Source organism: Nocardia sp. NPDC058519 (genome assembly GCF_042719755.1).
Lineage (GTDB): Bacteria > Actinomycetota > Actinomycetes > Mycobacteriales > Mycobacteriaceae > Nocardia.
The window spans coordinates 1-26,149 of record NZ_JBHXNK010000037.1; the positions used below are offsets into that span (position 1 = coordinate 1).

The following is a 26,149-nucleotide window of genomic DNA, read 5'->3' on the forward strand; positions in this document are numbered from 1 at the left end:
GCCCGGTCCCATTCCGAACCCGGAAGCTAAGGCCACCTGCGCCGATGGTACTGCACTCGACAGGGTGTGGGAGAGTAGGACACTGCCGGAACATCATTGCGAAAGGCCCTCCAACTTCGGTTGGAGGGCCTTTTTGCGTTTCCACAGTGGGCCAGGTCACCCTGGAGTATGTTGTCGAGAACAACATTCGCTCCAGCTCGACCGCCCACAGGCGGTGGTTCCACGAAAGGCCCACGCTCATGCGTCAGGGGATCTTCGGCATCGCGGCCGTCTCGATCGCACTTCTCACCACTACGCTCACCGCCTGCGGCGACGACACTTCGAACTCCTCGGGAGGCGGCGCCAAGATCGGCGTGATCCTGCCCGACAGCAAGACCTCGGCGAGGTGGGAGACAGCGGATCGCAAGTATCTCCAGCAGGCGTTCGACGCCGCGGGGATCAAGGCCGACATCCAGAATGCCCAGGGCGACAAGAACGCCTTCCAGACCATCGCGGATCAGATGATCACCAACGGCGCCTCGGTGCTGATGATCACCAACCTCGACAGCGGCACCGGCAAGGCGGTCATCCAGAAGGCCAAGGCGCAGGGTGTGACCGTGATCGACTACGACCGCCTCACTCTCGGCGGCGGTGCGCCGTACTACGTGTCGTTCGACAACGTGATGGTCGGACAGCTCATGGGCGACGGCCTCGCGAAGTGCCTGGCCGACAAGCAGGCGTCCAAGCCCGTGGTCGCCTATCTCAACGGCGGTCCGACGGACAACAACGCCGCCCTGTTCAAGAGCGGTTACGACGGCGCGCTGAAGCCGAAGTTCGACGCGGGCGAGTACGTGAAGGGCCCCGATCAGGCCGTCCCGGAATGGGATAACACCAAGGCGGGCACCATCTTCGAACAGATGCTCACCGGCACCCCGAACCTCGGGGGCACGGTCGCGGCCAACGACGGGCTGGCCAACGCCGCCATCGCCGTGCTGAAGAAGCAGAAGCTCAACGGTCAGATCCCGGTGACGGGTCAGGACGCCACGGTGCAGGGCCTGCAGAACGTCCTGGCAGGTGACCAGTGCATGACCGTCTACAAGGCGATCAACCTGGAGGCCGCCGCCGGCGCGAAGCTGGCGATCGCGCTGGCCAACGGTGAGAAGGGCGAGGCGCCGAGCACCGTCGATGATCCAGAGGCGAAGACGAAGGTGCCCGCGGTGCTGCTCGAGCCGAAGGCGATCTTCAAGAACAACGTGAACGACGTTGTCGCGGACGGTTTCGTCGACAAGGCCGAGCTGTGCACCGGTGAATTCGCGAAGCTCTGCGCGGATAACGGCGTCCGCTGATGACCGATACCCCGCTCATCGAATTGCGCGGATTAGAGAAGAGTTTCGGGCCGGTTCACGTGCTGCACGACATCGACTTCTCCGCCTACCGCGGTGAGGTGACGGCACTGGTCGGTGACAACGGCGCGGGCAAGTCCACCCTGGTCAAATGCATCGGCGGTACCCATGCGATCGATGCGGGTGAGGTGCTGTTCGACGGTGCGCCGGTGCAGATCGGCAACCCGAGGGACGCGGCGGAACTGGGTATCGAGATCGTCTATCAGGATCTCGCGCTCTGCGACAACCTCGACATCGTGCAGAACATGTTCCTCGGCCGCGAGAAGAAGCACGGCATCGTGCTCGACGAATACGGCATGGAGGAACTGGCGGGCGCGACACTGGCCGGTCTGTCGGTGCGGACGGTGAAATCCGTGCGGCAGAAGGTGGCGAGCCTGTCCGGCGGGCAACGCCAGACCGTCGCCATCGCCAAGGCCGTGCTGTGGAACAGCAAGGTGGTGATTCTGGACGAGCCGACCGCGGCGCTCGGTGTCGCCCAGACTCAGCAAGTTCTCGAACTGGTGCGCCGACTGGCCGACAAAGGTCTTGCGGTGGTGCTGATCTCGCACAATATGAACGACGTCTTCGCGGTCTCGGATCGCATCGCGGCGCTGTATCTGGGCCGGATGGCCGCACAGGTGCGGACCGCCGATGTGACCCATTCGCAGGTCGTCGAGCTCATCACTTCCGGCCGCAGCGGGAGTCTCGGAATCGGAGTGCAGGCATGAGTGCGGTCGTGACGGACAAGGCCGCCGAGCCTGCCGCACCGGTGACCGAATTGGTCACCGGCTATATCGCGCGGATTCGCAGCGGCAATATGGGTGCGCTGCCCTCGGTGATCGCGCTGGTCGTGCTGTCGGTCGTCTTCTGGATCGCGCGGCCGGTGTTCATGACCCAGGGCAATATCGCGAACCTGCTCACCCAGGGTGCCGCCATCGCGGTGATCGCGATGGGTCTGATCTTCGTGCTGCTGCTCGGGGAGATCGACCTGTCGGCCGGCTTCACCAGCGGCGTGTGTGCCGCGGTGCTCGCGGTGTTGCTCACCGACAAGGGCTGGCCCTGGTACGCGGCGGTGCTCGTGTCGCTGCTCACCGGTGTCGTGATCGGGCTGACCATCGGTGCGATCGTGGTGAAGATCGGTGTCCCGTCGTTCGTGGTGACGCTGGCCGCGTTCCTGGCGCTACAGGGTGTGGCGCTGAAGATCATGGACAACGGCCGCAATATCTCCATCCACGACGAGACGATTCTGGCGATCGCCAACAAGAATGTGCCGCCCTTGCTCGGTTGGGTCATGTACCTGGTGCTGCTTGCCGGGTTCTCGTTCGTGCAGTACCGAAAGTTGCGGGCGCGCAACACACTCGGGCTGACCGGCGAGACGGCACCGGTGGTCGCGCTGCGGATCGCCACGGTCGCGCTCGTCGCAGGGATAGCGGTGCTGGTGCTCAATGACGAGCGCAGCCGCAATCCGGAGGTCAACTCGCTGCAGGGCATGCCGATCGTGGTGCCGATCATCATCGCGCTGTTGCTGCTGTGGACCTTCGTGCTCAATCGCACCTCGTTCGGCAGGCATGTCTACGCGGTCGGCGGCAGCGTGGAAGCCGCTCGGCGCGCGGGTATTCCGGTCGATCGGATCAAGATCAGCGCGTTCGTGCTCTGTTCGACGATGGCTGCTGTCGGCGGATTGATCGCGGCGTCGCGGGCCAACTCCGTCGATCCGAACACCGGTGGTTCCGATGTGCTGCTCACCGCGGTCGGTGCTGCGGTGATCGGTGGTACCAGCCTGTTCGGTGGTCGCGGCCGGATGCTCGACGCGGTGCTGGGCGCCGCGGTGGTCGCGGTGATCAACAACGGTATGGGGCTGATGGGCTACAGCGCGGGCACGAAATTCGTTGTGACAGGATTTGTCCTGCTGCTCGCGGCGGGGGTGGACGCGCTCTCACGCAAGCGTTCGCTGCCAGGAAGTTGACCATCGACCGGGAAGGCTGGGCCGGATGAGGGCTGCACCCGCCCCGGACGAGATCCGAACACGCAATCTCGCCGTGCTGCTGCGCCATGTCCATCTGAGTGGCCCGGTATCGCGGGCGGAGCTGGCCGAGCGAATGGGCCTGAACCGCAGCACGATTCTGGCTTTGACCACCGATCTCGCCGCTGCCGGGCTGGTGAGTGAGGAACTGCCTCGCCAGACCGGCAGGGCAGGGCGGCCGTCGCTGGTGGTGCGGCCGGAGTCGGAGCGGGTGTACGTGCTCGCGTTGGATGTCGGCGCGGACCGGCTCGCGGTGGCGCGGGTCGGTCTGGGTGGGGTGATCCTCGACCGTCGCGAAACGCCCCGCGACAGTTCGGCATTCGATCCCGATGAGGTGATCGAATCGCTGGCGGTGATGGCGGAGACCATGGTCGCCGCGGCGGGGCCCGACAGTGTTCGCGTCGGTGTCGGTCTCGCGTTCTGTGGCATGGTCCGTCAGGGTGACGGTGTGGTGCGGTACGGGCCGAATATCGGCTGGGTCGATGTGCCGGTCGGTGCGACGCTGTCGGAGCGGCTCGGTGTTCGGGTAGTGGTCGGCAACAATGCGAACCTCGGCGCGCTGGCCGAGCGCGAACGCGGTGTCGGTGCCGGGGTATCGGACCTGATCTACCTGCACGGTGAGGTCGGCATCGGTGGTGGCGTCATCATGGGCGGCGAACTGCTCGGTGGCGAGGGTGGCTACGGCGGTGAGGTCGGGCACATGATCGTGAACCCCGGCGGGCGGGCGTGCCGGTGTGGGTCGCGCGGCTGTCTCGAGGCGGAGGCGGGGGAGCTGGCCTTGATCGCGGTGGCGGGGCGTGCCGATCTCACCGGGCGGGCGGCGGTTGAAGCGATCGTCGACGCGGCCGCCCGCGGTGACGCCACCGCCCGCGACGCGCTGCACCAGGTCGGCGACTGGCTCGGCTACGGGGTGGCCAACCTGGTGAACATCTTCAACCCGACGATGGTCGTGTTCGGCGGGGTGCTGCGCGAGATCTACCTCGGCTCGGCCGCCCAGGTCCGCAGCAGGCTGGCCGTGAACGGACTGCTCGCGGTCCGCGAACGTGTCCGGCTGCGGACCTCGGCGCTGGCCGACGACGCGCCGCTGATCGGGGCCGCTGAACTGGCGTTCGCCGATGTGCTGACCGACCCACTGCAGACACTGGCGCGTAGCTCCGGCGGTTGACCGGTTGACGTCGGCAGGGCGGCTATCGTGAAAGCCATGGCGACGACGACCAGGATCGGCACGCAGATCAACGCGCCTCGTTCGACCGTCTACCGTCTGCTGCTCGACGGCGACGCGGTGGCTGCCTGGATGATGCCCGACGGGATATCTGTCGATGTGCATCGGTTCGAGCCGGTGGAGGGCGGATCGTTCTCGATCACCCTCACCCATGACGAGCCCGTCGACGTGGGCGAGACAGGGCAGCACGATGCGGGAACGGTGCGCCAGCAGCACGACGCCTACTTCGGGACGTTCCGCTCGCTGACCTCGGATGAGCAAGTGGTCGAGGTGCTGGAATTCGTCACGGAGAAGCCGGACATGACCGGGGCGCAGACCGTCACCTTCACCCTGACGGACGCCGGCGGCGGCACCTACCTCGAAGTACTGCACGAGGGGGTTCCGGCAGGGCTCGGTCCCGCCGAGAACGAAGTCGGCTGGCAGATGGCGCTGACGAAACTGGTGGCGCTCGCTGAGCGGGGCACGACGGACTGAGCCCCGCTCCGTTGCGACGGTTCACCGACAGCGCGGTCCGCGCACAGCCGGGCCCGGGGTTACCGTACGGCGTCGTCCGCGCGGGGTGTGATGCCAGAGGCGGGGACGAGGTTCCACGTTTCGAGCTGCTTGCGGATCTGTTCGGCCGCATCGATATTGAGTGGTCCGCTCGTCCACAGCGCGTACGGCAAGTTGAAGAACCGGCTGTCGCGGACCGCGCGCAGACCGTTGATACCGGGCTTGGAGCGCAGCAGTTCGACCTTCTGCTCGTAGCTCTGGCCGGGGTAGTCGACGAACATGATCGCGTCCGGGTCGGCGGCCGCGAGCCGCTCCCAGGAGACCTTGGTCCAGGTGTCGTCGACATCGTCGAGGATGTTGCGGGCGCCCGCGGCTTCTAGGATCGCTTGCGGCGCACCGTATTTCCCGCTGGAGTAGATAGTGTCGGTGCCGCTGTCGAACAGGAACACCGTCGGGGTTCGCGCCGGTTTCGGGGCCGCGGTCAGGGCGGCGAGCCGGTGGTCGAGATCGGCGGTGACCTCCCGCGCGCGGTCGGGGTGGCCCGTGATCGTGCCGAGGTCGGTCAGATCGGTGCGCAACGCGGTCCATGGTTCGACGGTGCCGCGTGCGGCGGCGCCGTCGAGTTGGCGACAGCTCTCGGTGAGGACGTAGGCGGCGATGCCGTCTTTCCGCAGTGACGCGGGGGTGAGGTTGCTCGCCTCGTCGTAGCCGTAGCTCCAGCCGGCGACCATGACATCCGGGCGCTGGGCGAGCACGGTCTCGCGCGAGGGGTACTCGGGGGCAACGGATTTCAGGCCGTCTACGACGTCGGCGCCGTAATGGGCGCGCAGGGTGCCTGCATCGCGCTGGATGCTCGAGACCGCGACGACCTGGTCCTGCGCACCGAGCGCGAGCACCATCGAGATGAGATTTCCGTCGTTGACGAACAGTCGCTGCGCGGGGGCGGGGAACTGGGATTCCTTGCCGCAGTTGCGGATCGGGATCGTCGTCGCGGACTCTGTGGTGGTGCCGGTGCAGGCCGTCAGAACGGCGGCAAGGGCAGTGGTGGCCAGGATCCGGCCGTGGTTCTTCATCGTCGCGCCTCTCGCGGGGTGATCAACAGGTGGTTTTCGCCGGTCAGCGGGTGCTGGACGCGCGTCGCGTCGACACCGAACACCTCGGCGACGACATCGGGTGTCAGCGCCTGGGCCGGTGGTGCCGGTGCTCGGGCAGAACCGTTGTGCAGCACGATGATTCGATCGCAGTAGCGATCGGCCAGTGACAGGTCGTGCAGGGCGGCGACGACGGTTCGGTTCAGGCTCCGCATCAGGGTGAGCAGTTCGAGCTGATGGGTGACGTCGAGATGGTTGGTCGGTTCGTCGAGCAGCAGTACCGGGGTGTTCTGCAGCAGCGCACGTGCCAGCAGAACCCGCTGCCGTTCGCCGCCGGACAGCTGGTGCACCTGCCTGCCCGCGAAACCGGCGAGATCGACCGCGGCCAGCGCCTGTGCCACCTGCTGCTGTTCGCGCGGGGCGCCGAGTCCCCACGGCGGCAGATAGGGCGTCAGCCCGAGGGCGACCACCTCGCCGGCCAGCATGTCGGCGGGCGGGGTCTCGTCCTGCGCCACCAACGCCACCGTCGCGGCCCGTTGTCGCGGCCGCATCGTGTGCAGGGTCTGCCCATCCACGAGCACTCGACCCTGCCTGGGTTTGTCGACTCCCGCCAGCACCCGCAGCAACGTCGATTTACCGCTGCCGTTGGGCCCGACGATCCCGACGATTTCCCCGGGCTCGATCGAAAAGTCCGCGCCGACCACGACATTCCGTCGCCCGATAGCGCAGGTGAGCGTGACCGCTCGCACTTCGCCTGAGCTCGCTGAAATATTGCCCGGGCAGGCCTCCTCGCTGGATGGGCGTTCGACCTGGGTGGAGTCGCTCATGACGTGCCGAACTGGTAGCGGCGTCTGCCCATCAGCAGAAGGAAAGTCGGAGCGCCGATGAGGCCGGTGAGTACGCCGACCGGGATCTCGGTGGGGCGCACCAATATTCGGGTGGCGGCGTCGGCGACCACCAGGAACAGCGCACCGCCGAGCGCGCAGGTGGGGAGCAGGTTGCGGTGGCGGGGGCCGACGATCATCCGGGCGGCGTGCGGGACGACCAGGCCGACGAAGCCGATGCCGCCCGACACCGCGACCAGGACACCGACGAGCACCGCCAGCAGCACGAACAGGCCGATGCGCAGCCGTCGCACCGGGACGCCGACCGACGACGCGGTGTCCGCGCCGAGCGTGAGCGCGTCCAGCCAGCCCGCGCTCGCCATGAGGATCGCGCCGCAGGCCAGCACCACGGTCAGCGGCAGGGCGATGGTCGTCCAATCGGCACCGGCGAGACTGCCGAGCAGCCAGAACAGCACCGACTCCGCCGCCGCGGGATCGGTGCTGCGAAAAACGAGGAAACTGCTGAACCCGGCGAACGCCGAACCGAGCACGGTGCCGGTGAGCACCAGCCGCAGCGGCGTGAGACCGCCCTGGGCGAACGCGATCAGGAACACCAGGGTCGCGGCGCCGAACGCACCGAGCAGCGCACCGCCGGACAGCGCCCAGATGCCCGCACCGGCGAACAACCCGGAGGTGATGACCGCGGCCGCGCCTACACCGGCCCCGGAGGAGACGCCGAGCAGGAATGGGTCGGCCAGTGGGTTGCGCACCAGCGTCTGCATCGCCGCACCGGCCAGTGCCAATCCGGCGCCCACCACCGCGGCCAGCAGTGTGCGTGGCACCCGGAGCTGCCAGACGATGGTGTCGATACCGAGATCGGTGGGTGTCGCGCCGGTGAGCCGGGCGATGAGGGTGTCGAGCACCGCGGACACGGGCACGATCTCCGCACCGAATCCGGTGGCACCGATCATGGCCGCCAGCAACAGCGCCCCGATCAGGGGCAGCGCGAGCGAGATCCGGGCACGGATCATCGCGAATTCTCCACAGGCAAGGCGCGGCCCTTTCAGAGGGTGTCCCGGCGAGGGAGGTCTGACTTTCGCCGCGAGGCGATCACAGTGGCGCGACCGTTCCGGAGTGACACCGGATTCCCGCACCCGCCGGGAATAACGCCCAGACTCTAACGCGGCACTCCGTGCCAACCAGGAGCCGGGCCCTTCAAATCATGGAAAGGCTAATGGTGTTCGGGGGGTGGTCGTGATTGCTTGAATCCGTCTATGTACCGACCGAACACCTTTCGACCCGGCCTGCGTGGCCGCGCCACCGCCGCACTTCTCGCGATGGCAACCGTTGCGACGCTCGGCCTGACCGGCTGCGCACAGGGCAACGACGCACCGGTCGGCACCCCCGACGCGCCGCTGCCGACCGAGGTTCCGCCCGGGACCACGCTCGTCGTCGCCGATCAGCAGGAACGGCTGCAATCGGCGCTGCGGCTGTCCGGCGAGCTGGACAAGCTGCCGTTCAAGATCGAGTTCGCGAACTTCGTCGGTGGTCCGGCCATCCTCGAGGCCTTCCGGGCGGGCGCGGCCGATGTCGGTCAGGTCGGCGATGTGCCGCCGATCCACGCGCTGGCCGCGGGGCAGGACGTGCCGATCATCGGCTCCTATCAGACCAATCCGAAGGCGATGAAACTCGCGGTCGCACCGGGCCGTTCGATCTCGAAGCTCACCGATCTGAAGGGCAAGAAGATCGCCTACGCCGAGGGCACCGCCCAGCAGGCGTCGGTGCTCAAGGCACTCACCAAGGCGGGACTGAAGCCCACCGATGTGGAGCTGGTCCGGCTGCAGCTGGCCGAATTCCCGGACGCGGTGCGCACCGGTCAGGTCGATGTCGCGCCGCTGATCGAACCCAATGTGACCAGGTTCCTGCGCACCCAGGGCACCTCGCTGATCCCGGATTCGGAGACCACGGGCATCTACAGCGGTCTCGCCTATGTGTACGCGCGTCGCGCGGTGGTCCAGGATCCGGCGAAAGCCGCCGCGACCCGCGCCCTGGTCGGCGCGTTCGTGCGGGCCTGGCAGTGGACCAACACCCATCGCGAGGAATGGGCGACCCGCTACTACGTCGAGGGCCAGAAGGTCAGCGCCGACGATGCCGAGCGGATCGTCGAATCGCTGGGCACCTTCACGTTCCCGCACCTGGACCAGCAGCTGATCGCCCGGCAGCAGACCACCATCGACGCGATCGACGCCGTGGGTGAACTGCCCAAGAAGATCAAGGCCGTCGACGGCTTCGACCTGCGCTTCGATGCCGCGGTCACCGAGGCCGTCACCGCCAGCGGGGCGGCGTTCGCGCCGGCGGCGGGCTGATGGCCACCCTCGACGTCGGCGTGCTGCGCCGGATCAGGGCGAGCACGGCACCGGTCGAGGCGCTCGCACCGCGTGGCCGGGGCAGGCGCAGGCTGGGACCCGGCAAGCCCATCCCGTTCGGCTTCGCCCTCGGACCCGCCCTGCTCATCGGCACCTGGGTGGTCGGCTCCGCGATCGGCGCCATCGACCCGGAGACACTGCCCGCGCCGTGGACGGTCGCCCGGACCGCGGGCGAGCTGATCGCCGACGGCCGGTTGCAGTCCAATCTGCTGACCTCGTTGCAGCGGGCCGTGATCGGCCTGGTCCTCGGTGTGGCGATCGGCGTGGTGCTCGCGCTGGTCTCGGGCCTCAGTCGGCTCGGTGAGGCGGTGGTCGACGGTCCCGTGCAGATCAAGCGGGCGATCCCGACGCTGGCGCTGATCCCGTTGTTCATCGTCTGGTTCGGGATCGGCGAGCAGATGAAGCTGATCGTGATCACCACCAGCGTGCTCATCCCGATCTACATCAATACCCATGCCTACCTGCGCAGCGTCGACGCGCGCTATGTGGAACTGGCCGAGACGGTCGGGCTGTCGCGGTGGGGTTTCCTGCGCCGGATCGCGCTGCCGGGATCGCTACCGGGCTTCTTCCTCGGGTTGCGGCTGGCGGTGACGATTTCCTGGCTGGCGCTGGTGGTGGTCGAACAGGTCAACGCGACCAGCGGCATCGGCTACCTGATGACGCAGGCGCGCACCTACGGCCAGATCGACGTGATCGTCGTGGGTCTGGTGATCTACGGACTGCTCGGACTGTTCGGCGACCTCGCCGTGCGGGCTACGGAACGAAAGGTGCTGGCATGGCGACAGACACTGGGCGACTGAGCTCCGACGAGCGGGTCGTCGTACGCACCCGCGCTCTCACCCGCGGCTTCGGCACGCGAATCGTGTTGAACGGCATCGATATCGAGATCCGGCGCGGCGAGTTCGTCGCGCTGCTCGGGCGCAGCGGTTCGGGCAAGAGCACGCTGCTGCGGGCGCTGGCCGAACTCGATTCCGAGGTACCGGGTTCCGGTGAGCTCACGGTGCCGACGCAGCGCGCGGTGGTGTTCCAGGATTCGCGGCTGCTGCCGTGGGCGCGGGTGCTCGACAATGTGGTGCTCGGGTTGACCGGTCGCGACGCGGACCAGCGGGGACGATCGGCATTGGCCGAGGTCGGGTTGGCCGGGCGCGAGAAGGCGTGGCCGCGTGAGCTTTCCGGCGGCGAGCAGCAGCGGGTGGCATTGGCCAGATCGCTGGTGCGTGAGCCGGAACTGCTCCTGGCCGACGAACCGTTCGGCGCGCTCGACGCGCTGACCAGGATTCGGATGCACGCCCTGCTGCAGGCGCTGTGCGAGCGGCACCGGCCCGCCGTGCTGCTGGTGACCCACGATGTGGACGAGGCCGTGCTGCTCGCCGATCGGGTGCTGGTTCTCGACGAGGGCCGGATCACGATCGATCAGCGCATCGAGACCCCGCGCCCGCGCAGGCACGCGCACCCGGAGTTCGTCCGGCTGCGGGAAGCGCTGCTGACCGGGCTCGGCGTCGACACAACAGAATCAGAGAAAGTGAAACAGGCCTCATGAGTGCACCGCGTCAACTGAGTCTCAACGCGTTCATCTACCCGTCCGGACACCACGAGGCCGCCTGGCGGCACCCCGACAGCAGGCCCGACCGCATCTACGACGTCTCCTACTACCAGGAGATCGGGCGCACCGCGGAGGCGGCGAAGCTCGACGCGGTGTTCTTCGCCGACGGTCCCGCCCTGCGCACCGACGTGCGTCACAATGCCGCGCCCGGCCTCGAGCCGATCACCCTGCTCACCGCGATCGCCGCGGCGACAACACATCTCGGTCTGATCGCGACCGCGTCGACCACCTATTACGAGCCCTACAACCTGGCGCGGCTGTTCTCCTCGCTCGACCACATCTCCGGCGGACGAGCGGGCTGGAACATCGTCACCACCGGAACCGACCTCGCCGCGGCCAACTTCGGGCTGGAGCGGCACCCGGATCACGCCGAACGCTATGCCCGCGCACGGGAATTCGTCGACGCGCTGGTCGGGCTGTGGGACAGCTGGGAAGACGATGCGATCGTGCTCGACCGCGCCGCCGGGGTTTACGCCAATCCGGACAAGATCCATCCGATCGACTTCGTCGGCGAACATCTCAGTGTGCGTGGCCCGTTCAACTCGGCGCGGACACCGCAGGGACGTCCGGTACTGGTGCAGGCGGGGGCATCGAACGAGGGTCGAGCTTTCGCCGGCAAGTACGCGGAGGCGATCTTCACCGCCCACCAACGACTTTCGGACGCGCAGTCCTTCTATGCCGATATCAAGTCCAAGGCCACCGAGTTCGGCCGGACCGCCGACGAGGTGAAGATCCTGCCGGGGATCAGCCCGTTCATCGCCGACACCGAGGCCGCCGCACTGCGTTTGGAGCGCGAGTTCAACGAGCTGACCGTGCCCGAATACGGGATCAAGCAGCTGGAATCGATCACCGGCACCTCGCTGCGCACCCTCGCGCTCGACGAGCCGGTTCCCGTGGAGGTGTTCGCGGGGGCGGGCGATGTCACCGACAACGCGCGCAGCAGATTGCAGGTGGTGGCGGGGATCGTCGAGCGGGAACGGCCGACCCTGCGTGGGCTGCTGCACCGGCTGGCGGGTGCGCGCGGACACCGGGTGTTCGCGGGTACGCCCGAACAAGTGGCCGACACCATCGAGGAGTGGTTCACCCAGGGTGCGGCGGACGGCTTCAACGTGATGCCGCCGTACTACCCAGGTGGGCTCGAGGTGTTCGCCGAAACGGTGGTGCCGATCCTGCAGGAGCGCGGGCTGTTCCGCACCGAATACACCGGGACCACATTGCGCGACCACTTCGGGCTCGCGCGCCCGGAGAGCCGGTTCGCCCGCACCGCCGCCCTAGCCGGATGACGGTGGGCTGTAACAGTCAGCACAGCACTCGCCGTCCGGTGACTCAGCTGCGGTCCATGGCGCTGGCGGTGTTCGTTCCTTCCGCCGTCTACGGAATCGGTTCGGGCGCAGCGGCTCCCATGTTGCCGCTGCACGCGCTCGAACTCGGCGCGTCGGTCGGAACCGCGGGTGTGGTGGTCGCCATGATGGGCTTCGGGCTCATTCTCGGCGATCTGCCCGCGGGGTGGCTGGTGGCGCGCACCGGCGAGCGCAAGGCGATCGCGCTCGGCTCGTTGACGTGCGCACTCGGCCTGCTCGTGGCCATCCTCGCGCCGAATATCGCCGTTTTCGCGGTCGGGCTACTGATCAATGGCGCCTCGGGTGCGGTGTGGGGCCTGGCCAGACAGACCTACATCGTGGCCGTGGTGCCGAGTGTCGATCGGGGACGGGCCTTTTCGGCGCTGGCCGGGTGGATGCGGTTCGGGTTCTTCGCCGGACCTTTCCTCGGCGCGGGTGCGGTGCACTGGCTCGGCCCGGTCGGCGGGCTGTGGATCCAGCTCGTCGCCATGCTCGTCGCGGGTGCGCTGGTGTTCGCCATGCCGGAGACCGATGGATCGCCGACGGTGGTCAGCGACAACACCATTCGCGCGGTGGTGGTCGAACATCGCAAACTGCTCAGCACGCTCGGACTCGGCGCCCTGCTCATGGGAGCGGCACGGGCGGCACGGCAATCGCTGCTGCCGTTGTGGGCGGTGCACATCGGTGCCGACGCGGCGACCACCAGCATCGTGTTCGGTATCGCGGGCGCCGTCGATGTGCTGATGTCGTATCCGGCCGGAATCTGGCTGGATCGGTACGGCCGCAGGGCGATCGGCGTTCCCGCGATGATCGCCTTCGCCGCGGGGTACGCCGCGTTGCCGTTCGCGGGGTCGGTGGTCGGGCTGACCGCGGTCGCCGTGCTGCTCGGCTTCGCCAACGGGTTGAGCAACGGTGTGATCATGACCGTCGGCGCCGATGTGGCCCCGCCCGGTCAGCGCGCGGAATTCCTCGGCGCGTGGCGGCTCACCCACGACATCGGGATGTTCGCGGGCCCGATCGCGGTCGGCGCGATCAGCGCGGTGACGGTGCTCGGTGCGGCGGCGGGCGCGCTCGCGGTGGCGGGCCTTGGCGGCGCGGCCGCGATGTATCGCTGGTTCCCCGGGCTCCCGGTGGCACCGGTCACGGTGCCCGAACCGCAGGCCGCGGATCTTCGCGAGCCCCGGGAGTCGGTGGACAGCAACTGACCGGGCCTACGACCAGGCGGGGTCGCGTCCGGTGAGGCCGAGGATGCGGTCAAGGAGCGGAGCGGTGGCCGCGACGGGCACTTCGGGGCCGTAGATGCCCATCTGGCGTCCCTGTTCGGCGGTGGCGGCCGTCTCGTCGTAGGTCTCGCGCAGCAGGTCGTCGTCCCAGTGTGGCGTGGTGCCGAGGGCGCGGGCGAGGTCCCAGCCGTGGACGATCAGTTCGCCGACCACCATCCCGCCGACCAGCGGTGCGGGGAGTTCCGTCGGTCCGCCCATGTGGGTGAGTCCCTGCCACGCGGCGGGGTCACGCCAGGCGGTGGTGAGCGCGTCGAGGTGCGCGTCGAGGGCGGCGGCCCAATCGCCCGCGGTGAGGTCGACATCGGATTCGGCGGTCGCCGGGGGTGCGATCGCTTCCTTGTGCGCGGCGCCGACCAGCGACGGACCCCAGAAGAGCAGGTGGTTGAGCAGGGCTCGGATATCGAACTCGGCGCAGGGAGTCGGATCGGACAGTCGAGCGGGGTCGACCGTGCGGATGAGCTTCGACAGCGGTGTCGCGGCGTGAGCTACGCGTTCGGTTTCGGACATGTACCGAGGTAACCACCGCGACGCGGCACTGTCTTGAACAAACGCGACATAGACTCGCCGGGTGGAACGCGACCCGCGCGAACTGGGCGGTGCCTGGCAGGTGTCGCAACGCCACAGGTTCATCGCACCATCGGCTGACCTGGCGCGATACGTCGATCGGTATTGGGTCGTCACCTGGGATTACGAGCGGCCGTATCGGCAGTTGGTCGTGCCGCTGCCGAACGTGCACCTGACTTTCCGCGACGGTCACGCCGAAGTGCACGGTCCTTCGTCCTCGCACGTCTACCGCGAGCTCACCGGCTCGGGTTCGGTGTTCGGTGTCGCCTTCCGGCCCGGGATGTTCCGTCCGTTCCTGGACGGTCCGGTGGCACGGCTGCGGGATCGGATGGTCGATGCGGCAACAGTTTTCGGCCCGGAATTGCCTGATCCGGTGGATGTCGTATCGGTCGAGGGCTATCTTCGCGTGCACCTGCCCGTGGCAGACCCGGAGGCCGAGCGCGCAGGGCAGATGGTCGTCATGATCGCCGACGACCCGGGTATCACCACCGTCGACGCGCTCGCGACGCGCTGCGGGATGAGTGTCCGTCGAGTGCAGCGGTTGTTCGCCGAGTACGTCGGCATCGGGCCGAAGTGGGTGATCCGCCGCTACCGCCTGCACGAGATCACCGAGCGGCTCGCCGACGGCGTCGACATCGACTGGGCGGCACTCGCCGCCGACCTCGGTTACGCGGACCAGGCGCACCTCAGCCGCGACTTCCGCAAGATCTTCGGCGAACCACCGACCAGTTACGCGCAGCGGTACGGGTCGTTCGAGAAGTAACCGGCGACCCGTCCTGTCGCCGCTTCTCAGTTCGTGTAGACCAGGGCACTGCGCGGGCGCCCCTACAGTGGAGTGATGTCGTCATTTGATCGGCATCCGTCTACCGTCGCGGATTTCGACGATGCGCGGCGGCGGGAACGGTTGCGCGAAACCCGGCTCGGACACGGTTGGCGTCGCTGGCGCAGGCCAAGGCTGGTGGTGCTGCGAATCATCGGGGTGCTGGCGGTCGCGATGATCGTGTTCGGCCAGTACTGGGTCCACGATGTCGTCCCCGAGCGTGAGCGCCTGGCGCAGACAGCGCCGGAACTACTGCCCGCTCATCTGCCCACTGACACCCGGAATTGGGATACCGCGGTGGTCGATATGGTCGGGCTCGGGGGAGTCAACGCGGTACCGACCGCCGCCGCACTGCCCGCGCTGAGTCGCCTCGGGGTGGTGTGGGCCGTGCGCTACGACAACGCGGGTATCGATACCAAGGTCATCGCCGAGATGATCGTGCGAGCCGCCAGGTACGGCAATGTGCGCAATATCGTGCTGGTCGGTCACAGCATGGGTGGGGTGATCGCGCTCGAGGTGGCGCGGCATATTCATCATGGCAGTGATCGGCGATTGGTCGCGGTTGTGCTGGACTGCACGCCGTTGGATCTGAACGCGGTGCGGCCCGAAAGTCGCAGTCGCGGGGCCGATCTGGTGCGGTGGCTGGGCTGGCTGCCCGGTGCACGGGAGAGCAGGCTGCTGCGGTTCGCGGTCGAGATGTCGGCTCGGCGTGAACGGTTCGAGCAGCGCCGGGGTCTGTTTCCCGATATCGACTTCGGAGAGTTCCGGAAGGTGGCCGCAGAGGTGTTGCGCGACAAGATCTTCTCCCGCGATGCCGCCAGCAACGGGTTGATCGAGGCGCAGTTCCTGGCGATCGTCGCCGGTGGTGGCACCGCGGATCTGCGCGCACTCGGACGGCCTGACCCGAACAAGCGAAACCCCGCGATCGTCTTCATCCGGCCACGCGACGCTGCCCGCGATGCTGTGGTGGACGTGGACTATTCGCACGAGCTGCTGATCGAGCACTCCGGTGGCGTCGACGGCACGCTACTGGTGGTGCGGCCCGGTGAGATCGAGCACGCGAATCCCATTCAGCGACCACGCGAATACAACGCGATCATCGAGTCGCACGTACTGCCGTTCGTTCGCCGCTATCAGGAAGCCAATCGCAATGATCCGCCCTGATCAGCGCACGCGGGTACCGAGAATGGTGCGCACGCCCGCGATGAACAGTTGCAAGCCGAAGTCGAATCGCGCGGTGGGGTCGGGAGTGTCGAGCAAAGGTGTGTTGTCCTCGGGCAGCGCGCCGACGGAGTCCATCTGCATGCGCGACTGCTCGTCGACGGTCTGGCCGAGCACGTAGTAGAGCAGGGTGTAGGCCGTGAGATCGGCTTCCTCCCTGGTCATTCCGGCCCGAATGACGATGCCTGCCAGGCGTTCACGCGCCTTGCTCGTGGTCAGGCGGGAGGCGTAGGTGGCCGAAACCAGCTCGGCGCCGTCGCGATAGGCGAGCAGGCAGTCGCGCAGTCGATGCGCCAGTTCGGTGAGCTGCGCGGGCCATTCGGTGGCGGTGATCGGCTCGTCCATCGGGGCGAGGATCCGGTCGGCCACCGCACCGAGCAGGGTCTGCTTGTCCTTGACGTGCCAGTACAGCGCCCCCGGCTGCACCTGGAGCGAGCCCGCGAGCCGGCGCATCGTCAGGTCGGCGAGCCCGTACTGATCGAGAATCGCGACGGCGGCATCGACCACATCCGTCTTCCGCAGTTGCACGCGCGTCCTTCCGTCCGATTTTGCTACCCGAGTGTCGTGACTCACTCGTAGCCGCTACCCTATCCTGAACACCGTTCAAGTTGCACGGCCACGCCGGGTGGATCACACCCACGGCTCGTGCGCACACCCCCGTCGAAGGGACATCACGTCGTGACACAGGCACCCGTCCAGACCGATATTCTGGCCATCGCCCGTGAGCAGGTGCTCGAGCGCGGCGAGGGCCTCACCGAGCAGCAGTCCGTCGAGGTGCTGCGCCTGGGTGACGACCGCCTGGAAGCACTGCTCGAGCTCGCCCACGAAGTACGGATGAAGTGGTGCGGCCCCGAGGTCGAGGTCGAGGGCATCATCAGCCTCAAGACCGGCGGTTGCCCCGAGGACTGCCACTTCTGCTCGCAGTCGGGCCTGTTCCAGTCGCCCGTGCGCGCGGCCTGGCTCGACATTCCCAGCCTGGTCGAGGCGGCCAAGCAGACCGCGAAGACCGGCGCCACCGAGTTCTGCATCGTCGCCGCGGTGCGCGGTCCCGACGAGCGACTGATGGCCCAGGTCGCCGCCGGGGTGGAGGCCATCCGCAACGAGGTGGACATCCAGGTCGCCTGCTCGCTGGGCATGCTCAACCAGGAACAGGTCGACCAGCTCGCCGCGATGGGCGTGCACCGCTACAACCACAATCTTGAGACCGCCAAGTCGCACTTCCCCAAGGTCGTCACCACCCACTCCTACGAGGAGCGCTGGGACACCCTGCGGATGGTGCGCGAAGCGGGCATGGAGGTGTGCTGCGGTGGCATCCTCGGCATGGGCGAGAGCATCGAGCAGCGCGCCGAGTTCGCCGCGCAGCTGGCGTCGCTCAACCCCGACGAGGTCCCGCTGAACTTCCTCAACCCGCGACCCGGCACCCCGTTCGGTGACCTGGAGGTGCTCCCCGCCGCCGACGCGCTGCGGGCCATCGCCACATTCCGGCTCGCGATGCCGCGCACCATCCTGCGTTTCGCCGGTGGTCGCGAGATCACGCTCGGCGACCTCGGTGCCAAGCAGGGCATGCTCGGCGGGATCAATGCCGTCATCGTCGGCAACTACCTCACCACCCTCGGACGTCCCGCCGAGTCCGATCTCGATCTGCTCGGTGAGCTGAGCATGCCGATCAAGGCGCTCAACGAAACCCTCTGAAACGCTGTGTACGATCGAGTATCGACCCAGGTCGCGGCCGTCGAGTCGCACTTCACGGAGGCGGTAACAGCATTGGACGAGCGCGACAACCCGGTGCAGCGTGAGCCGATCGTGCCCGGAGTCGACAGCGAGCGCTACAACCCGTTCACGGGTAAGCGGATCGTGGCCGGGCTCGCCGACGCGATGCCGGCGTCGGCCGCGCTCGGTCTCGAACCGCCGCGATTCTGCGAGCAGTGCGGTCGCCGGATGATCGTGCAGATCAGCCCGGATGGCTGGTGGGCCAAGTGCTCGCGGCACGGTGTCATCGAATCGGCCCAGCTGGAACGCCGCTAGTGCTCGGCCGCGGGGAACGCCCGGAGGTGTTGCGTCGCGAGGTGATCGGCGTCGGCGTCGTCATCGCGGTGGTGCTGGTGGCGAGTGCGGTGGCCGGGGTGGTGTGGGGTCTGCTCGCGCCGACCGAGCGGTTGCGGGTGACCCAGCCCGGCCGCGCCGCCGTGCTCACCGGTGAGAGTCTGCACCTGTTCGACGCGGTCGGGATGTTCCTGTGCATCGGTGCGGCGGTCGCGGTAGTGACCGCGGTCGGGGCCTGGCGGGTTCGGACCACGCGCGGGCCCGCCCTCGTCGTCGGCATGCTGTTCGCCTCGGGGCTCGGCGCGGCGTTGATGATGTGGATCGGGGAATGGGTTGCGGGCGTGCGTCATCCGCGTCCCGAGGATCCGGTGATCGGCCAGATCGTCGCACTGCCCGCGGAAGTCGGGACCGATCTCGCGCTGTTGATCCAGCCGTTCCTCGCTGCGCTCGTGCTGTTGTTTCTCGCCGCGCTGCACCCGGCCGTCGATCTCGATTCCGGTGCTGCCGGACTGCTCGGAGACTTGCGCCCAGCCGATTTCGGTGACGAGTTCGACGGCTACCGCCTGCCTTACGGTGCCGAACAGTATCGGCCGAGCGGCGATTTCGATCCGAGTTCGCAACCACGCGGCTGAGCCACCTCTGCGCGATACCATTTCTGCATAACAGCAGGTAGTGGTGCGAGAGGAACGGTCGTGGCATTCATCGGTGGTGGTCCGGTCGTCGAGGAACTCGACGCGAAATTCTGGCGGCTCACCGAACCGCTCACCTATCAGGGCGCGGTCGAAACCTTCACGGTGCCTGCCGGATTCCGCACCGACTTCGCCTCGGTACCGCGCGCCCTGGTGTGGCTGATCCCGCGCTACGGCGCCTACACCAGGGCCGCGATCCTGCACGACTATCTCTGCCGCACAGGCGAAGTCGGGCCCGCCGATGCCGACGGGATATTCCGGCGCAGCCTGCACGAGGCCGGGGTATCGGTGCCTCGACGCTGGATGATGTGGACGGCGGTTCGCTTCGGCAGCCGATTACGCGGGGCGCGTGCGGTCGATGTGCTCGGCTGGTTGCTGATCGCGGTGCCCTCCCTGGTGTTCCTCGCGGTCCCCGTGGTGGTGGTGACTGTGGCGCTGCTGGTGTTCTGGGTGGTCGAGCTGGGGTTCTGGGCCTTGGGGCAGGTCACGTGCCGCACCGCGGCGCCCCCGCCGAAGCCGCAGATGAAGACGGCCTGAGCCCGGATCTCACCCGGAACGGGGGAGGTGGGGGGCACCTTCGCGTGGCTATCGTTCGGCGCATGTCCGAGCCGAGCACTGACGCCGCAACCCCGGCCCCGCCCGCCGAATGGTCGATTCCGCGCGGCCTGATCGTGCTGCTATCGCTCGGGGCGGCGGTGGTCACCATCGCGGGTCTGAAGGCTTTCTCCGGCATCGTCGGACCGGTGTTCCTCGCCCTCATGCTGACCATCGCGGTACAACCGATCCAGAGTTGGGCGCGGCGCAAAGGCTGGCCCGCTTGGCTGGGCATGGCCGCGGCGCTGGTGGCGGTGGTCGCGATTCTGTTCGGAATCGGTGGCGCGCTGGCGCTGTCTGCGGTGCAGCTGGCCTCGCTGCTGCCCGACTACGCCGACAAACTCAACGAATTGCTCGATCATGTGCGCGGCTGGCTGTCGGATCTCGGGGTGAGCTCCGATCAGATCCACAAGGCGCTCAGCGGGATCGATGTGGGCAAGGCCGCCGGTTGGATCGAGCAGGTGCTCGGCGGCGTCCTCGGGGTCTTCTCGAATCTGTTCTTCGTGCTGGCACTGCTGCTGTTCATGGCCGTCGACGGGATAACGATGGATCGCCGGCTGGCGATGGTGGCCCGTGAGCGGCCTGCGATCGCGCAGGCACTGGACAGTTTCGTCACCGGGACACGCAAATACCTCATCGTGTCCACGGTGTTCGGCGCCATCGTGGCCGTGATCGACGGTGGGGCACTGTGGTTGATGGGGGTGCCGCTGCCGATCCTGTGGGCGCTGCTGTCGTTCATCACCAACTACATCCCGAACGTCGGGTTCGTCATCGGCGTCATCCCACCCGCGCTGCTGGCCCTGCTCGACGGCGGGCCGGTGCTGATGCTCTGGGTGATCGTGATCTATTCGGTGATCAACTTCGTGATCCAGTCGATCATTCAGCCCAAGTTCGTCGGTGATGCCGTCGGCCTCGGAGTCACCATCACCTTCCTGTCGCTGGTGGTCTGGGCGTGGGTGCTCGGTGCGCTCGGTGCGCTGCTGGCTATTCCGCTGACATTGCTGGTGAAGGCGCTGCTGCTCGACATCGACCCGACGACGCGGTGGGCGGATGTCTTGATCGGTGCGCCGATGGACAAGAAGGCTGCGCCGCAGCGGGAATCGGGCAGGTCCGCCCCCGCCGACACGGCGGGGGCCAAGGAATAGCGGCCGCCGCGCATCGGTTCACCGGAAAACCAGTGGAATGTGGTCGTACCCGCTCCTTATCCTGGCAGCATCGTCATTTCGGGGGAGGACCTTGACCATGAAAGCCGCAGCCGAGCAGGCCGCTGAGCAGCCCGCCGAGCGACCCGATCTGGTCGCCTGGCGCCGCCGCCATGCCCTGCGCAGCTCGTCCGCGGCCACCGCGGTACCCAGCGGGCGCATCTATCGGCGCTCGTCGAAGCATCGCGATCGCCGCCACGATTACTGACGGGGCCGGACTATTCCGGTTCCGTTCTGGTCAGCACCACCAGCGGCAACGGCTTGTCGACCTTGGCCTGATATTCGGCCAGCAGGGAATTCTCCGCCAGCGCCCATGCCGCGAACTCGTCGTACCGCGCGCCGGTCAGCACATCGGCCGTCGCCGCGAATTTCTCCCCACCCAACTCGATCGTCACCCGCGGATCAGCCTTGGCATTGTAATACCAGGCCGGATACCGATCCTCGATGAACGAGCTCACATACATCACGTCGCCCCGATACAGCGCCCCCAGCGGAACCACATGCGGTTTACCGCTTTTGGCGCCCGTCGTCGTCAACAACAACAGCGTGGCACCGGCGTAGTCGCCGCCGACCTGCCCGCCGTTCTCGCGGAATTCCCGAACCACCCCATCGTTCCAGCCGGCCATCTCGTCGGGCGAGTACTCCCGGTTCCACGGTGCGTCCGGGTCGTCGTAGGTGATGGGTTCTTTCGCCTTCGCCACGTTGTTGTCCATGCCGAGCAGTGTGACACCGACCACCGACACATTCGTAGCGTGCGCGGTCGACCGGTCGCGGTTCCTCATGACTTCCGTGGGCTCGATGACCTCGTCGGGGTCAAGCCGGTCTGAGTTGCACCGCGTCACGGCCTTTGGGCGACAAGGCGGTCGGCGACCTCACATGTCCAGGCCGAGATCGAGCACACGCACCGAGTGGGTGAGGGCGCCGATGGCGAGGTAGTCGACGCCGGTGCTCGCATAGTCCGCGGCCTGTTCGAGCGAAAGGCCACCGGAGGACTCGAGTTTCGTGTCGGGAGCCGCCGCATCGCGTCGCTGGACGGCGGCCTGCGTCTGCCAGAGCGGGAAGTTGTCGAGCAGCACCAGTTCGACGTTCTCGGCGAGAACGGCGTCGAGTTGTTCGAGGCTGTCGACCTCGACCTCGCAGGCGATATCCGGTGCCAATGCGCGGACCGCGCGCAGGGCGTCGACGACCGAACCCGCGGCCACCACGTGGTTGTCCTTGATCAACGCGGCATCGCCGAGACCCATCCGATGGTTGACGCCACCGCCGACGCGGACCGCGTACTTCTGCAGGGCGCGCAGGCCGGGCAACGTCTTGCGGCTGTCGCGGATCTTGCACTCGGTGCCCGCGACGGCGTCGACCCAGGCGGCGGTCGCGGAGGCGATACCGGACAGGTGGCAGACCAGGTTGAGCATGGTCCGTTCGGCGGTGAGCAGGCCGCGGGTGGGCGCGACGATGCTCAGCACCGACGTGCCCGGCTCCACCCGGGTGCCGTCGGGGACACGCGCGGTGATCTCGTAGGCGCCCGCGCCGATGACCTCGTCGAGCACGAGCAGCCCGACGTCGATACCCGCGACAGTGCCGTGCTGGCGCGACACCACCGAGGCCTTGCTCACGGCGTCTTCGGCAACGGTGGCGACCGTGGTGACGTCGGGCCCGTAGCGCAGGTCCTCGTCGAGAGCGGTACGGATCAGCGTGAGCAGCTCATCGCGGTCCAGGGTGGCGTCCAGAGCCATCACTGCACTCCTGTTCTCGGGCGACTGTGCGCCGCGTCGATCGGGCGGGCGTTTTTCGCTCCGCCGGAATTGCTTGAACAACAGACCGACCCACCCGGTGACGGGTGGCGATCGTTACCGCATCCCTACCGGGATGGGCTCGAAATCGACCGCCGCGGTGGTCAGCTCGAGTCCGCCGTGCGCGTCGAGGCGGACCGCGGTGCTGTGCCGCTGCTGGTCGACGGTCCCGGGATACTCCGAGCGTGTGTGGCAGCCGCGACTCTCCGCACGTGCCGCCGCCGTGAGCAGCAGCGCCCGCGCCGTCAAGGTGAGCGCCGCGTCCTCGATGCGCCGGAGGTGCGGTGCGGCGGTCACCGAATCCTCGACAGCGTCGAGCATCGGCACCATCGACGTCGCCGCATCGATTCGCTCCAGTGCCTCGGCGAGTCCGGCGCCGTCACGCACGACGGAAGCGTGCTCGGTCATCGCCTGCTGCACGACCGAACGATCGGCGAATTCGAGTGTCCACGAGGAGATCTCATCGACCCGAGCGCGCACCCCGGCGCGCTCGACCGCCGCCGCACCGGCCCGCTCACCCACCACGAGCCCTTCGAGCAAACTGTTGGAGGCCAACCGATTCGCGCCGTGCAGCCCGGTCCTGGCGACTTCGCCCGCGGCGTAGAGCCCCGCGACACCGGTTCGCCCGTGCGTATCGGTGAGAACGCCGCCGCACTGGTAATGCGCGGCGGGCGCGACCGGAATCAGTTGCGCCGCAGGGTCGATTCCCGCGGCCAGGCACGAGGCCGTGATCGTCGGGAACCGCTGGGCGAACCCATCGACGGCACGCGCATCGAGGAAGACATGGTCGGTGCCCAGCGCCCGCATGCGCTCCGCGATCGCCCGCGACACCACGTCCCTCGGGGCCAGGTCGCCGCGCGGATGCACGCCGGTGGTCACCGAGTTCCCCTGGGAATCAACGAGTATCGCGCCTTCTCCGCGAACCGCTTCGCTGATCAACGGCCGCCTGCCCACCCCGCCCGGGGTGTAGAGCACGGTCGGATGGAACTGCACGAACTCGAGATCGGCCACCGCCGCCCCGGCCCACAATGCCAGCGCCACACCGTCGCCGGTCGCCCCTGGCGGATTGGTGCTCAGCGCGTAGAGCTGCCCGAGCCCGCCGGTGGCCAGGAGCACTGCGGGCGTGTGCACGACACCGAACCCGTTGTCCGACACCGCGATAACGCCCCGCACACCATCGGCGCCGGTCACCACACGTAGCGCGGCGGCACCGAACAGCACCGGCAGCCCCGCCGCGTTGAGCGCGCGCTGCACCTCGGCGCCGGTAGCGTCGCCACCGGCGTGGATGATCCGACGCGTGCTGTGCCCGCCCTCGCGGGTCCGCGAGATCTGCCCGTCACGACCGAGGTCGAATACCGCACCGAGGTCGGTCAGCGCGGCGACCGCGTCCTGTCCGCCCTCGACGATCGATCGCACCGCGTCGACCTCGCACAGCCCGGCACCGGCCTCGACCGTGTCCCGCACGTGCGAGTCCACCGAATCACCGAGCGGTGCGACGACCGCGATGCCGCCTTGCGCGTACTGGGTCGAGGTATCGGTCGGCCCGCCTTTGCTGAGGATGAGCACCCGCAGCCCACACAACGAAGCCGTGCGCGCGGCGGTGAGACCGGCGACGCCACCGCCGATGACGACCAGGTCGACCTCGGCCTCCCAGGAAACCGGAACCGTCATGGTCGTTACCGGCTCGGCCTCGCGACGGCGGTCATTCGCCACCGCCGGAGTTGCCGATGGCGATCATCCGCTGCACCGAGGCGCGACCGGCCTCGGCCATCGCCAGGTCGACATGCACCTCGTCGGCGCCCTCGACCAGGCAGCGCAGCAGCGCGGCCGGGGTGATCATCTTCATGTACTTGCAGGACGCGCGATCGTTGACGGCCTGGAAGTCGATGCCGGGCGCCGCCTTGCGCAGCTGGTGCAGCATGCCGACCTCGGTCGCCACCAGTACCTGGCTGGAGTGCGACGCCTTCGCGGCGTCGATCATCCCGCCGGTCGACAGGATGTGCACCCGCTCGGCCGGGAACGCGCCCTCACCGGCCAGATACAGCGCCGAGGTGGCGCAACCGCACTCCGGGTGCACGAACAGCTCGGCATCGGGGTGGGTGCGGGCCTGCTCGGTGAGCTCGTCGCCGTTGATGCCTGCGTGCACGTGGCACTCGCCCGCCCAGATGTGCATGTTCTCGCGCCCGGTCTCGCGCTTGACGTGCGCGCCGAGGAACTGGTCGGGCAGGAACAGCACCTCACGGTCGGGATCGATCGAATCGACCACGTCGACGGCGTTGGAGGAGGTGCAGCAGATGTCGGTGAGCGCCTTCACCTCGGCGGTGGTGTTCACATACGACACCACCATCGCGTCGGGGTGCTCGGCCTTCCAGGCGCGCAGTTCCTCGGCGGAGATCGAATCGGCCAGCGAGCAGCCCGCCCGCTGGTCCGGGATGAGCACGGTCTTGGCCGGGCTGAGGATCTTGGCGGTCTCGGCCATGAAGTGCACGCCGCAGAACACGATGGTGTCCTCTTCGGCCTCGGCCGCGATGCGCGAGAGCGCCAGCGAGTCGCCGACGTGGTCGGCAACGTCCTGGATCTCGGGCAGCTGGTAGTTGTGCGCGAGGATGGTCGCATTGCGTTCGCGCGCCAGGCGGCGCACCTCCTGCGCCCATTCCGGCGTCGCCTCGACACCCGCGTAGCCCGTGGGTCCGTCGAAGACCGAATCCATCAGCGTCCGCTGTGCAGTCGTCGTCGCCATGGTGGCTCCCTTCATCGTGCGAGCGGCTCCATCGCCGCGATTCGCACCAAACCAGGTTTTCGACTTACAATCGAAAACGTGCCCCATAGTAACACCATCCACGAATCGCTCACCGCGGTGTTCCAGGTTCGCCGCTTCCCCTTGAGCATTTCCGCAGGTAGAGGCGCCAAGCACCCGGAATTGGCGGTTCTGCTGTGGGAACGCGCACTCGATCCGCAGAAAGGCACCTGGTCGCTACCGGGCGGGCGGCTACGCGACGACGAGGACCTCGACACCTCAGCCCGGCGCCAGCTCGCGGAGAAAGTCGACGTGCGGGAACTGGCCCATCTCGAGCAACTGTCGGTGTTCAGCAACCCCGACCGAGTCCCCGCGCCCCGCCGCATCGCCTCGGCCTATCTCGGCCTGGTACCCCTCACCACCGAACCCGAACTTCCGTCCGACACCACCTGGCACCCGGTCTCGAATCTGCCCGACATGTCCTTCGACCACCGCACCGTCGTCGACCACGCCCGCACCCGCCTGGCCGCCAAGCTCTCCTACACCAACATCGCCTACGCTCTTGCGCCCGACATGTTCACCATGTCGACGCTGCGCGAAATCTATTGCGCCGCACTCGGCTACGACGTCGACACCACCAACCTCCAGCGAGTCCTGACCCGCCGCAAAGTGATCACCCCCACCGGCGCCACGGCCCCCTCCGGCCGAGCGGGCGGGCGCCCCGCGGCTCTCTACCGCTTCACCGACTCCGGCCTGCGCGTCACCGACGAATTCGCCGCCCTCCGGCCACCGAGCTGAGCACGAGCCCTCGCATCCGGCAGGTC

General features: G+C 67.9%; 28 protein-coding genes, 1 rRNA gene and 1 riboswitch. Of the genes, 20 read left to right on the top strand and 9 right to left on the bottom strand.

Going from position 1 to position 26,149, the window contains the following annotated elements; genetic code table 11:
- The 6 genes from rrf to ACFWPK_RS29735 form a co-directional block, all read left to right on the top strand.
- A 5S ribosomal RNA gene (rrf, locus tag ACFWPK_RS29710) occupies window positions 1–91 on the top strand; the annotation flags it as partial.
- A 148-nt stretch (window positions 92–239) separates the two neighbouring features.
- The gene (locus ACFWPK_RS29715) at window positions 240–1,325 is read left to right on the top strand and encodes a sugar ABC transporter substrate-binding protein (RefSeq protein WP_378921362.1); all 1,086 of its coding nucleotides are present in this window, start codon (window positions 240–242) and stop codon (window positions 1,323–1,325) included.
- Window positions 1,325–2,089 (top strand): ATP-binding cassette domain-containing protein, encoded by a 765-nt coding sequence (locus tag ACFWPK_RS29720; RefSeq protein ID WP_378921364.1) that lies wholly within the window; start codon window positions 1,325–1,327, stop codon window positions 2,087–2,089. The genes ACFWPK_RS29715 and ACFWPK_RS29720 overlap by 1 nt, the downstream gene beginning before the upstream one ends.
- Window positions 2,086–3,327 carry a sugar ABC transporter permease gene (locus ACFWPK_RS29725; protein WP_378921366.1) on the top strand — a complete coding sequence of 414 codons (1,242 nt, stop codon included), beginning with the start codon at window positions 2,086–2,088 and terminating at the stop codon, window positions 3,325–3,327. The genes ACFWPK_RS29720 and ACFWPK_RS29725 overlap by 4 nt, the downstream gene beginning before the upstream one ends.
- A 25-nt stretch (window positions 3,328–3,352) precedes the next feature.
- Complete coding sequence (locus tag ACFWPK_RS29730; RefSeq protein ID WP_378921368.1) at window positions 3,353–4,549, top strand: ROK family protein; 1,197 nt, start codon at window positions 3,353–3,355, stop codon at window positions 4,547–4,549.
- Window positions 4,550–4,585: 36 nt separating this feature from the next.
- Window positions 4,586–5,080 (top strand): SRPBCC domain-containing protein, encoded by a 495-nt coding sequence (locus ACFWPK_RS29735; protein ID WP_378921370.1) that lies wholly within the window; start codon window positions 4,586–4,588, stop codon window positions 5,078–5,080.
- A 59-nt stretch (window positions 5,081–5,139) separates the two neighbouring features.
- On the opposite strand, the gene ACFWPK_RS29740 is transcribed toward ACFWPK_RS29735, so the two are convergent.
- Genes ACFWPK_RS29740 through ACFWPK_RS29750 form a run of 3 tightly spaced genes read right to left on the bottom strand, consistent with a single transcriptional unit; the run spans window position 5,140 to window position 8,044 of the window.
- Complete coding sequence (locus ACFWPK_RS29740; protein WP_378921372.1) at window positions 5,140–6,171, bottom strand: ABC transporter substrate-binding protein; 1,032 nt, start codon at window positions 6,169–6,171, stop codon at window positions 5,140–5,142.
- The gene (locus ACFWPK_RS29745) at window positions 6,168–7,016 is read right to left on the bottom strand and encodes an ABC transporter ATP-binding protein (protein ID WP_378921374.1); all 849 of its coding nucleotides are present in this window, start codon (window positions 7,014–7,016) and stop codon (window positions 6,168–6,170) included. Before ACFWPK_RS29745 ends, ACFWPK_RS29740 begins: the two co-directional genes overlap by 4 nt.
- On the bottom strand, window positions 7,013–8,044 hold the full coding sequence (locus tag ACFWPK_RS29750; protein ID WP_378921376.1) for a FecCD family ABC transporter permease: 1,032 nt from the start codon (window positions 8,042–8,044) through the stop codon (window positions 7,013–7,015). The genes ACFWPK_RS29745 and ACFWPK_RS29750 overlap by 4 nt, the downstream gene beginning before the upstream one ends.
- A 5-nt stretch (window positions 8,045–8,049) precedes the next feature.
- Window positions 8,050–8,189, bottom strand: a riboswitch (adenosylcobalamin (AdoCbl) riboswitch).
- Window positions 8,190–8,287: 98 nt separating this feature from the next.
- Between ACFWPK_RS29750 and ACFWPK_RS29755 the strand changes: the two genes are divergently transcribed.
- From ACFWPK_RS29755 to ACFWPK_RS29775, 5 genes are read left to right on the top strand one after another with little or no spacing between them, the layout of a single operon-like run.
- Window positions 8,288–9,379, top strand: coding sequence for an ABC transporter substrate-binding protein (locus ACFWPK_RS29755; RefSeq protein WP_378921378.1), 1,092 nt, complete (start codon window positions 8,288–8,290; stop codon window positions 9,377–9,379).
- Complete coding sequence (locus ACFWPK_RS29760; protein ID WP_378921380.1) at window positions 9,379–10,239, top strand: ABC transporter permease; 861 nt, start codon at window positions 9,379–9,381, stop codon at window positions 10,237–10,239. Before ACFWPK_RS29755 ends, ACFWPK_RS29760 begins: the two co-directional genes overlap by 1 nt.
- On the top strand, window positions 10,215–10,979 hold the full coding sequence (locus tag ACFWPK_RS29765) for an ABC transporter ATP-binding protein (RefSeq protein ID WP_378921382.1): 765 nt from the start codon (window positions 10,215–10,217) through the stop codon (window positions 10,977–10,979). Before ACFWPK_RS29760 ends, ACFWPK_RS29765 begins: the two co-directional genes overlap by 25 nt.
- Window positions 10,976–12,325: an LLM class flavin-dependent oxidoreductase gene (locus tag ACFWPK_RS29770; protein WP_378921384.1), complete on the top strand. Its 1,350-nt coding sequence runs from the start codon at window positions 10,976–10,978 to the stop codon at window positions 12,323–12,325. Before ACFWPK_RS29765 ends, ACFWPK_RS29770 begins: the two co-directional genes overlap by 4 nt.
- On the top strand, window positions 12,322–13,587 hold the full coding sequence (locus ACFWPK_RS29775; protein ID WP_378921386.1) for an MFS transporter: 1,266 nt from the start codon (window positions 12,322–12,324) through the stop codon (window positions 13,585–13,587). Before ACFWPK_RS29770 ends, ACFWPK_RS29775 begins: the two co-directional genes overlap by 4 nt.
- A 6-nt stretch (window positions 13,588–13,593) precedes the next feature.
- On the opposite strand, the gene ACFWPK_RS29780 is transcribed toward ACFWPK_RS29775, so the two are convergent.
- The gene (locus tag ACFWPK_RS29780; protein WP_378921388.1) at window positions 13,594–14,172 is read right to left on the bottom strand and encodes a TIGR03086 family metal-binding protein; all 579 of its coding nucleotides are present in this window, start codon (window positions 14,170–14,172) and stop codon (window positions 13,594–13,596) included.
- A 61-nt stretch (window positions 14,173–14,233) separates the two neighbouring features.
- On the opposite strand from ACFWPK_RS29780, the gene ACFWPK_RS29785 reads away from it, so the two are divergent.
- Both ACFWPK_RS29785 and ACFWPK_RS29790 read left to right on the top strand, forming a co-directional pair.
- On the top strand, window positions 14,234–14,992 hold the full coding sequence (locus tag ACFWPK_RS29785) for a DUF6597 domain-containing transcriptional factor (protein WP_378921390.1): 759 nt from the start codon (window positions 14,234–14,236) through the stop codon (window positions 14,990–14,992).
- Between the two features lie 75 nt (window positions 14,993–15,067).
- The gene (locus ACFWPK_RS29790; RefSeq protein ID WP_378921391.1) at window positions 15,068–16,213 is read left to right on the top strand and encodes an alpha/beta fold hydrolase; all 1,146 of its coding nucleotides are present in this window, start codon (window positions 15,068–15,070) and stop codon (window positions 16,211–16,213) included.
- Here the strand turns inward: ACFWPK_RS29790 and ACFWPK_RS29795 are convergent, their stop codons facing one another.
- Complete coding sequence (locus ACFWPK_RS29795; RefSeq protein WP_378921393.1) at window positions 16,214–16,798, bottom strand: TetR/AcrR family transcriptional regulator C-terminal domain-containing protein; 585 nt, start codon at window positions 16,796–16,798, stop codon at window positions 16,214–16,216.
- Between the two features lie 150 nt (window positions 16,799–16,948).
- On the opposite strand from ACFWPK_RS29795, the gene bioB reads away from it, so the two are divergent.
- From bioB to ACFWPK_RS29825, 6 genes are all read left to right on the top strand, one after another.
- The gene (gene bioB / locus ACFWPK_RS29800; RefSeq protein WP_378921394.1) at window positions 16,949–17,962 is read left to right on the top strand and encodes a biotin synthase BioB; all 1,014 of its coding nucleotides are present in this window, start codon (window positions 16,949–16,951) and stop codon (window positions 17,960–17,962) included.
- A gap of 108 nt (window positions 17,963–18,070) precedes the next feature.
- Window positions 18,071–18,295 (top strand): hypothetical protein, encoded by a 225-nt coding sequence (locus ACFWPK_RS29805; RefSeq protein WP_378921485.1) that lies wholly within the window; start codon window positions 18,071–18,073, stop codon window positions 18,293–18,295.
- Between the two features lie 26 nt (window positions 18,296–18,321).
- Window positions 18,322–18,945, top strand: coding sequence for a DUF2567 domain-containing protein (locus ACFWPK_RS29810; RefSeq protein ID WP_378921396.1), 624 nt, complete (start codon window positions 18,322–18,324; stop codon window positions 18,943–18,945).
- A 60-nt stretch (window positions 18,946–19,005) separates the two neighbouring features.
- Window positions 19,006–19,539 (top strand): DUF1353 domain-containing protein, encoded by a 534-nt coding sequence (locus ACFWPK_RS29815; protein ID WP_378921398.1) that lies wholly within the window; start codon window positions 19,006–19,008, stop codon window positions 19,537–19,539.
- Window positions 19,540–19,601: 62 nt separating this feature from the next.
- Complete coding sequence (locus ACFWPK_RS29820) at window positions 19,602–20,741, top strand: AI-2E family transporter (protein ID WP_378921400.1); 1,140 nt, start codon at window positions 19,602–19,604, stop codon at window positions 20,739–20,741.
- A gap of 97 nt (window positions 20,742–20,838) precedes the next feature.
- Window positions 20,839–21,006 carry a hypothetical protein gene (locus ACFWPK_RS29825; protein ID WP_378921402.1) on the top strand — a complete coding sequence of 56 codons (168 nt, stop codon included), beginning with the start codon at window positions 20,839–20,841 and terminating at the stop codon, window positions 21,004–21,006.
- Between the two features lie 10 nt (window positions 21,007–21,016).
- Here ACFWPK_RS29825 and ACFWPK_RS29830 read toward each other — a convergent pair whose 3' ends face one another.
- The 4 genes from ACFWPK_RS29830 to nadA form a co-directional block, all read right to left on the bottom strand.
- Window positions 21,017–21,511 (bottom strand): nitroreductase/quinone reductase family protein, encoded by a 495-nt coding sequence (locus ACFWPK_RS29830; RefSeq protein ID WP_378921487.1) that lies wholly within the window; start codon window positions 21,509–21,511, stop codon window positions 21,017–21,019.
- Between the two features lie 159 nt (window positions 21,512–21,670).
- Window positions 21,671–22,531 carry a carboxylating nicotinate-nucleotide diphosphorylase gene (nadC, locus tag ACFWPK_RS29835; RefSeq protein ID WP_378921404.1) on the bottom strand — a complete coding sequence of 287 codons (861 nt, stop codon included), beginning with the start codon at window positions 22,529–22,531 and terminating at the stop codon, window positions 21,671–21,673.
- Between the two features lie 114 nt (window positions 22,532–22,645).
- Window positions 22,646–24,259: an L-aspartate oxidase gene (locus ACFWPK_RS29840; RefSeq protein WP_378921405.1), complete on the bottom strand. Its 1,614-nt coding sequence runs from the start codon at window positions 24,257–24,259 to the stop codon at window positions 22,646–22,648.
- 31 nt (window positions 24,260–24,290) lie between these two features.
- Complete coding sequence (gene nadA / locus ACFWPK_RS29845) at window positions 24,291–25,328, bottom strand: quinolinate synthase NadA (protein WP_378921407.1); 1,038 nt, start codon at window positions 25,326–25,328, stop codon at window positions 24,291–24,293.
- Between the two features lie 78 nt (window positions 25,329–25,406).
- On the opposite strand from nadA, the gene ACFWPK_RS29850 reads away from it, so the two are divergent.
- On the top strand, window positions 25,407–26,123 hold the full coding sequence (locus ACFWPK_RS29850; RefSeq protein WP_378921409.1) for an NUDIX domain-containing protein: 717 nt from the start codon (window positions 25,407–25,409) through the stop codon (window positions 26,121–26,123).
- The last annotated feature ends 26 nt before the right edge of the window (window positions 26,124–26,149 follow it).

Excerpts from the sequence above, each read along its gene's own strand:
- ACFWPK_RS29765 (WP_378921382.1), top strand. The coding sequence starts at position 10,215 with ATGGCGACAGACACTGGGCGACTGAGCTCCGACGAGCGGGTCGTCGTA.
- ACFWPK_RS29735 (WP_378921370.1), top strand. The coding sequence starts at position 4,586 with ATGGCGACGACGACCAGGATCGGCACGCAGATCAACGCGCCTCGTTCG.
- ACFWPK_RS29790 (WP_378921391.1), top strand. The coding sequence starts at position 15,068 with ATGTCGTCATTTGATCGGCATCCGTCTACCGTCGCGGATTTCGACGAT.
- ACFWPK_RS29715 (WP_378921362.1), top strand. The coding sequence starts at position 240 with ATGCGTCAGGGGATCTTCGGCATCGCGGCCGTCTCGATCGCACTTCTC.
- ACFWPK_RS29820 (WP_378921400.1), top strand. The coding sequence starts at position 19,602 with ATGTCCGAGCCGAGCACTGACGCCGCAACCCCGGCCCCGCCCGCCGAA.
- ACFWPK_RS29825 (WP_378921402.1), top strand. The coding sequence starts at position 20,839 with ATGAAAGCCGCAGCCGAGCAGGCCGCTGAGCAGCCCGCCGAGCGACCC.
- ACFWPK_RS29745 (WP_378921374.1), bottom strand. The coding sequence starts at position 7,016 with ATGAGCGACTCCACCCAGGTCGAACGCCCATCCAGCGAGGAGGCCTGC.
- ACFWPK_RS29775 (WP_378921386.1), top strand. The coding sequence starts at position 12,322 with ATGACGGTGGGCTGTAACAGTCAGCACAGCACTCGCCGTCCGGTGACT.
- ACFWPK_RS29720 (WP_378921364.1), top strand. The coding sequence starts at position 1,325 with ATGACCGATACCCCGCTCATCGAATTGCGCGGATTAGAGAAGAGTTTC.
- ACFWPK_RS29840 (WP_378921405.1), bottom strand. The coding sequence starts at position 24,259 with ATGACGGTTCCGGTTTCCTGGGAGGCCGAGGTCGACCTGGTCGTCATC.
- ACFWPK_RS29755 (WP_378921378.1), top strand. The coding sequence starts at position 8,288 with ATGTACCGACCGAACACCTTTCGACCCGGCCTGCGTGGCCGCGCCACC.
- ACFWPK_RS29740 (WP_378921372.1), bottom strand. The coding sequence starts at position 6,171 with ATGAAGAACCACGGCCGGATCCTGGCCACCACTGCCCTTGCCGCCGTT.
- ACFWPK_RS29750 (WP_378921376.1), bottom strand. The coding sequence starts at position 8,044 with ATGATCCGTGCCCGGATCTCGCTCGCGCTGCCCCTGATCGGGGCGCTG.
- ACFWPK_RS29780 (WP_378921388.1), bottom strand. The coding sequence starts at position 14,172 with ATGTCCGAAACCGAACGCGTAGCTCACGCCGCGACACCGCTGTCGAAG.
- nadC (WP_378921404.1), bottom strand. The coding sequence starts at position 22,531 with ATGGCTCTGGACGCCACCCTGGACCGCGATGAGCTGCTCACGCTGATC.
- nadA (WP_378921407.1), bottom strand. The coding sequence starts at position 25,328 with ATGGCGACGACGACTGCACAGCGGACGCTGATGGATTCGGTCTTCGAC.
- ACFWPK_RS29830 (WP_378921487.1), bottom strand. The coding sequence starts at position 21,511 with ATGGACAACAACGTGGCGAAGGCGAAAGAACCCATCACCTACGACGAC.
- ACFWPK_RS29730 (WP_378921368.1), top strand. The coding sequence starts at position 3,353 with ATGAGGGCTGCACCCGCCCCGGACGAGATCCGAACACGCAATCTCGCC.
- ACFWPK_RS29725 (WP_378921366.1), top strand. The coding sequence starts at position 2,086 with ATGAGTGCGGTCGTGACGGACAAGGCCGCCGAGCCTGCCGCACCGGTG.
- ACFWPK_RS29760 (WP_378921380.1), top strand. The coding sequence starts at position 9,379 with ATGGCCACCCTCGACGTCGGCGTGCTGCGCCGGATCAGGGCGAGCACG.
- ACFWPK_RS29770 (WP_378921384.1), top strand. The coding sequence starts at position 10,976 with ATGAGTGCACCGCGTCAACTGAGTCTCAACGCGTTCATCTACCCGTCC.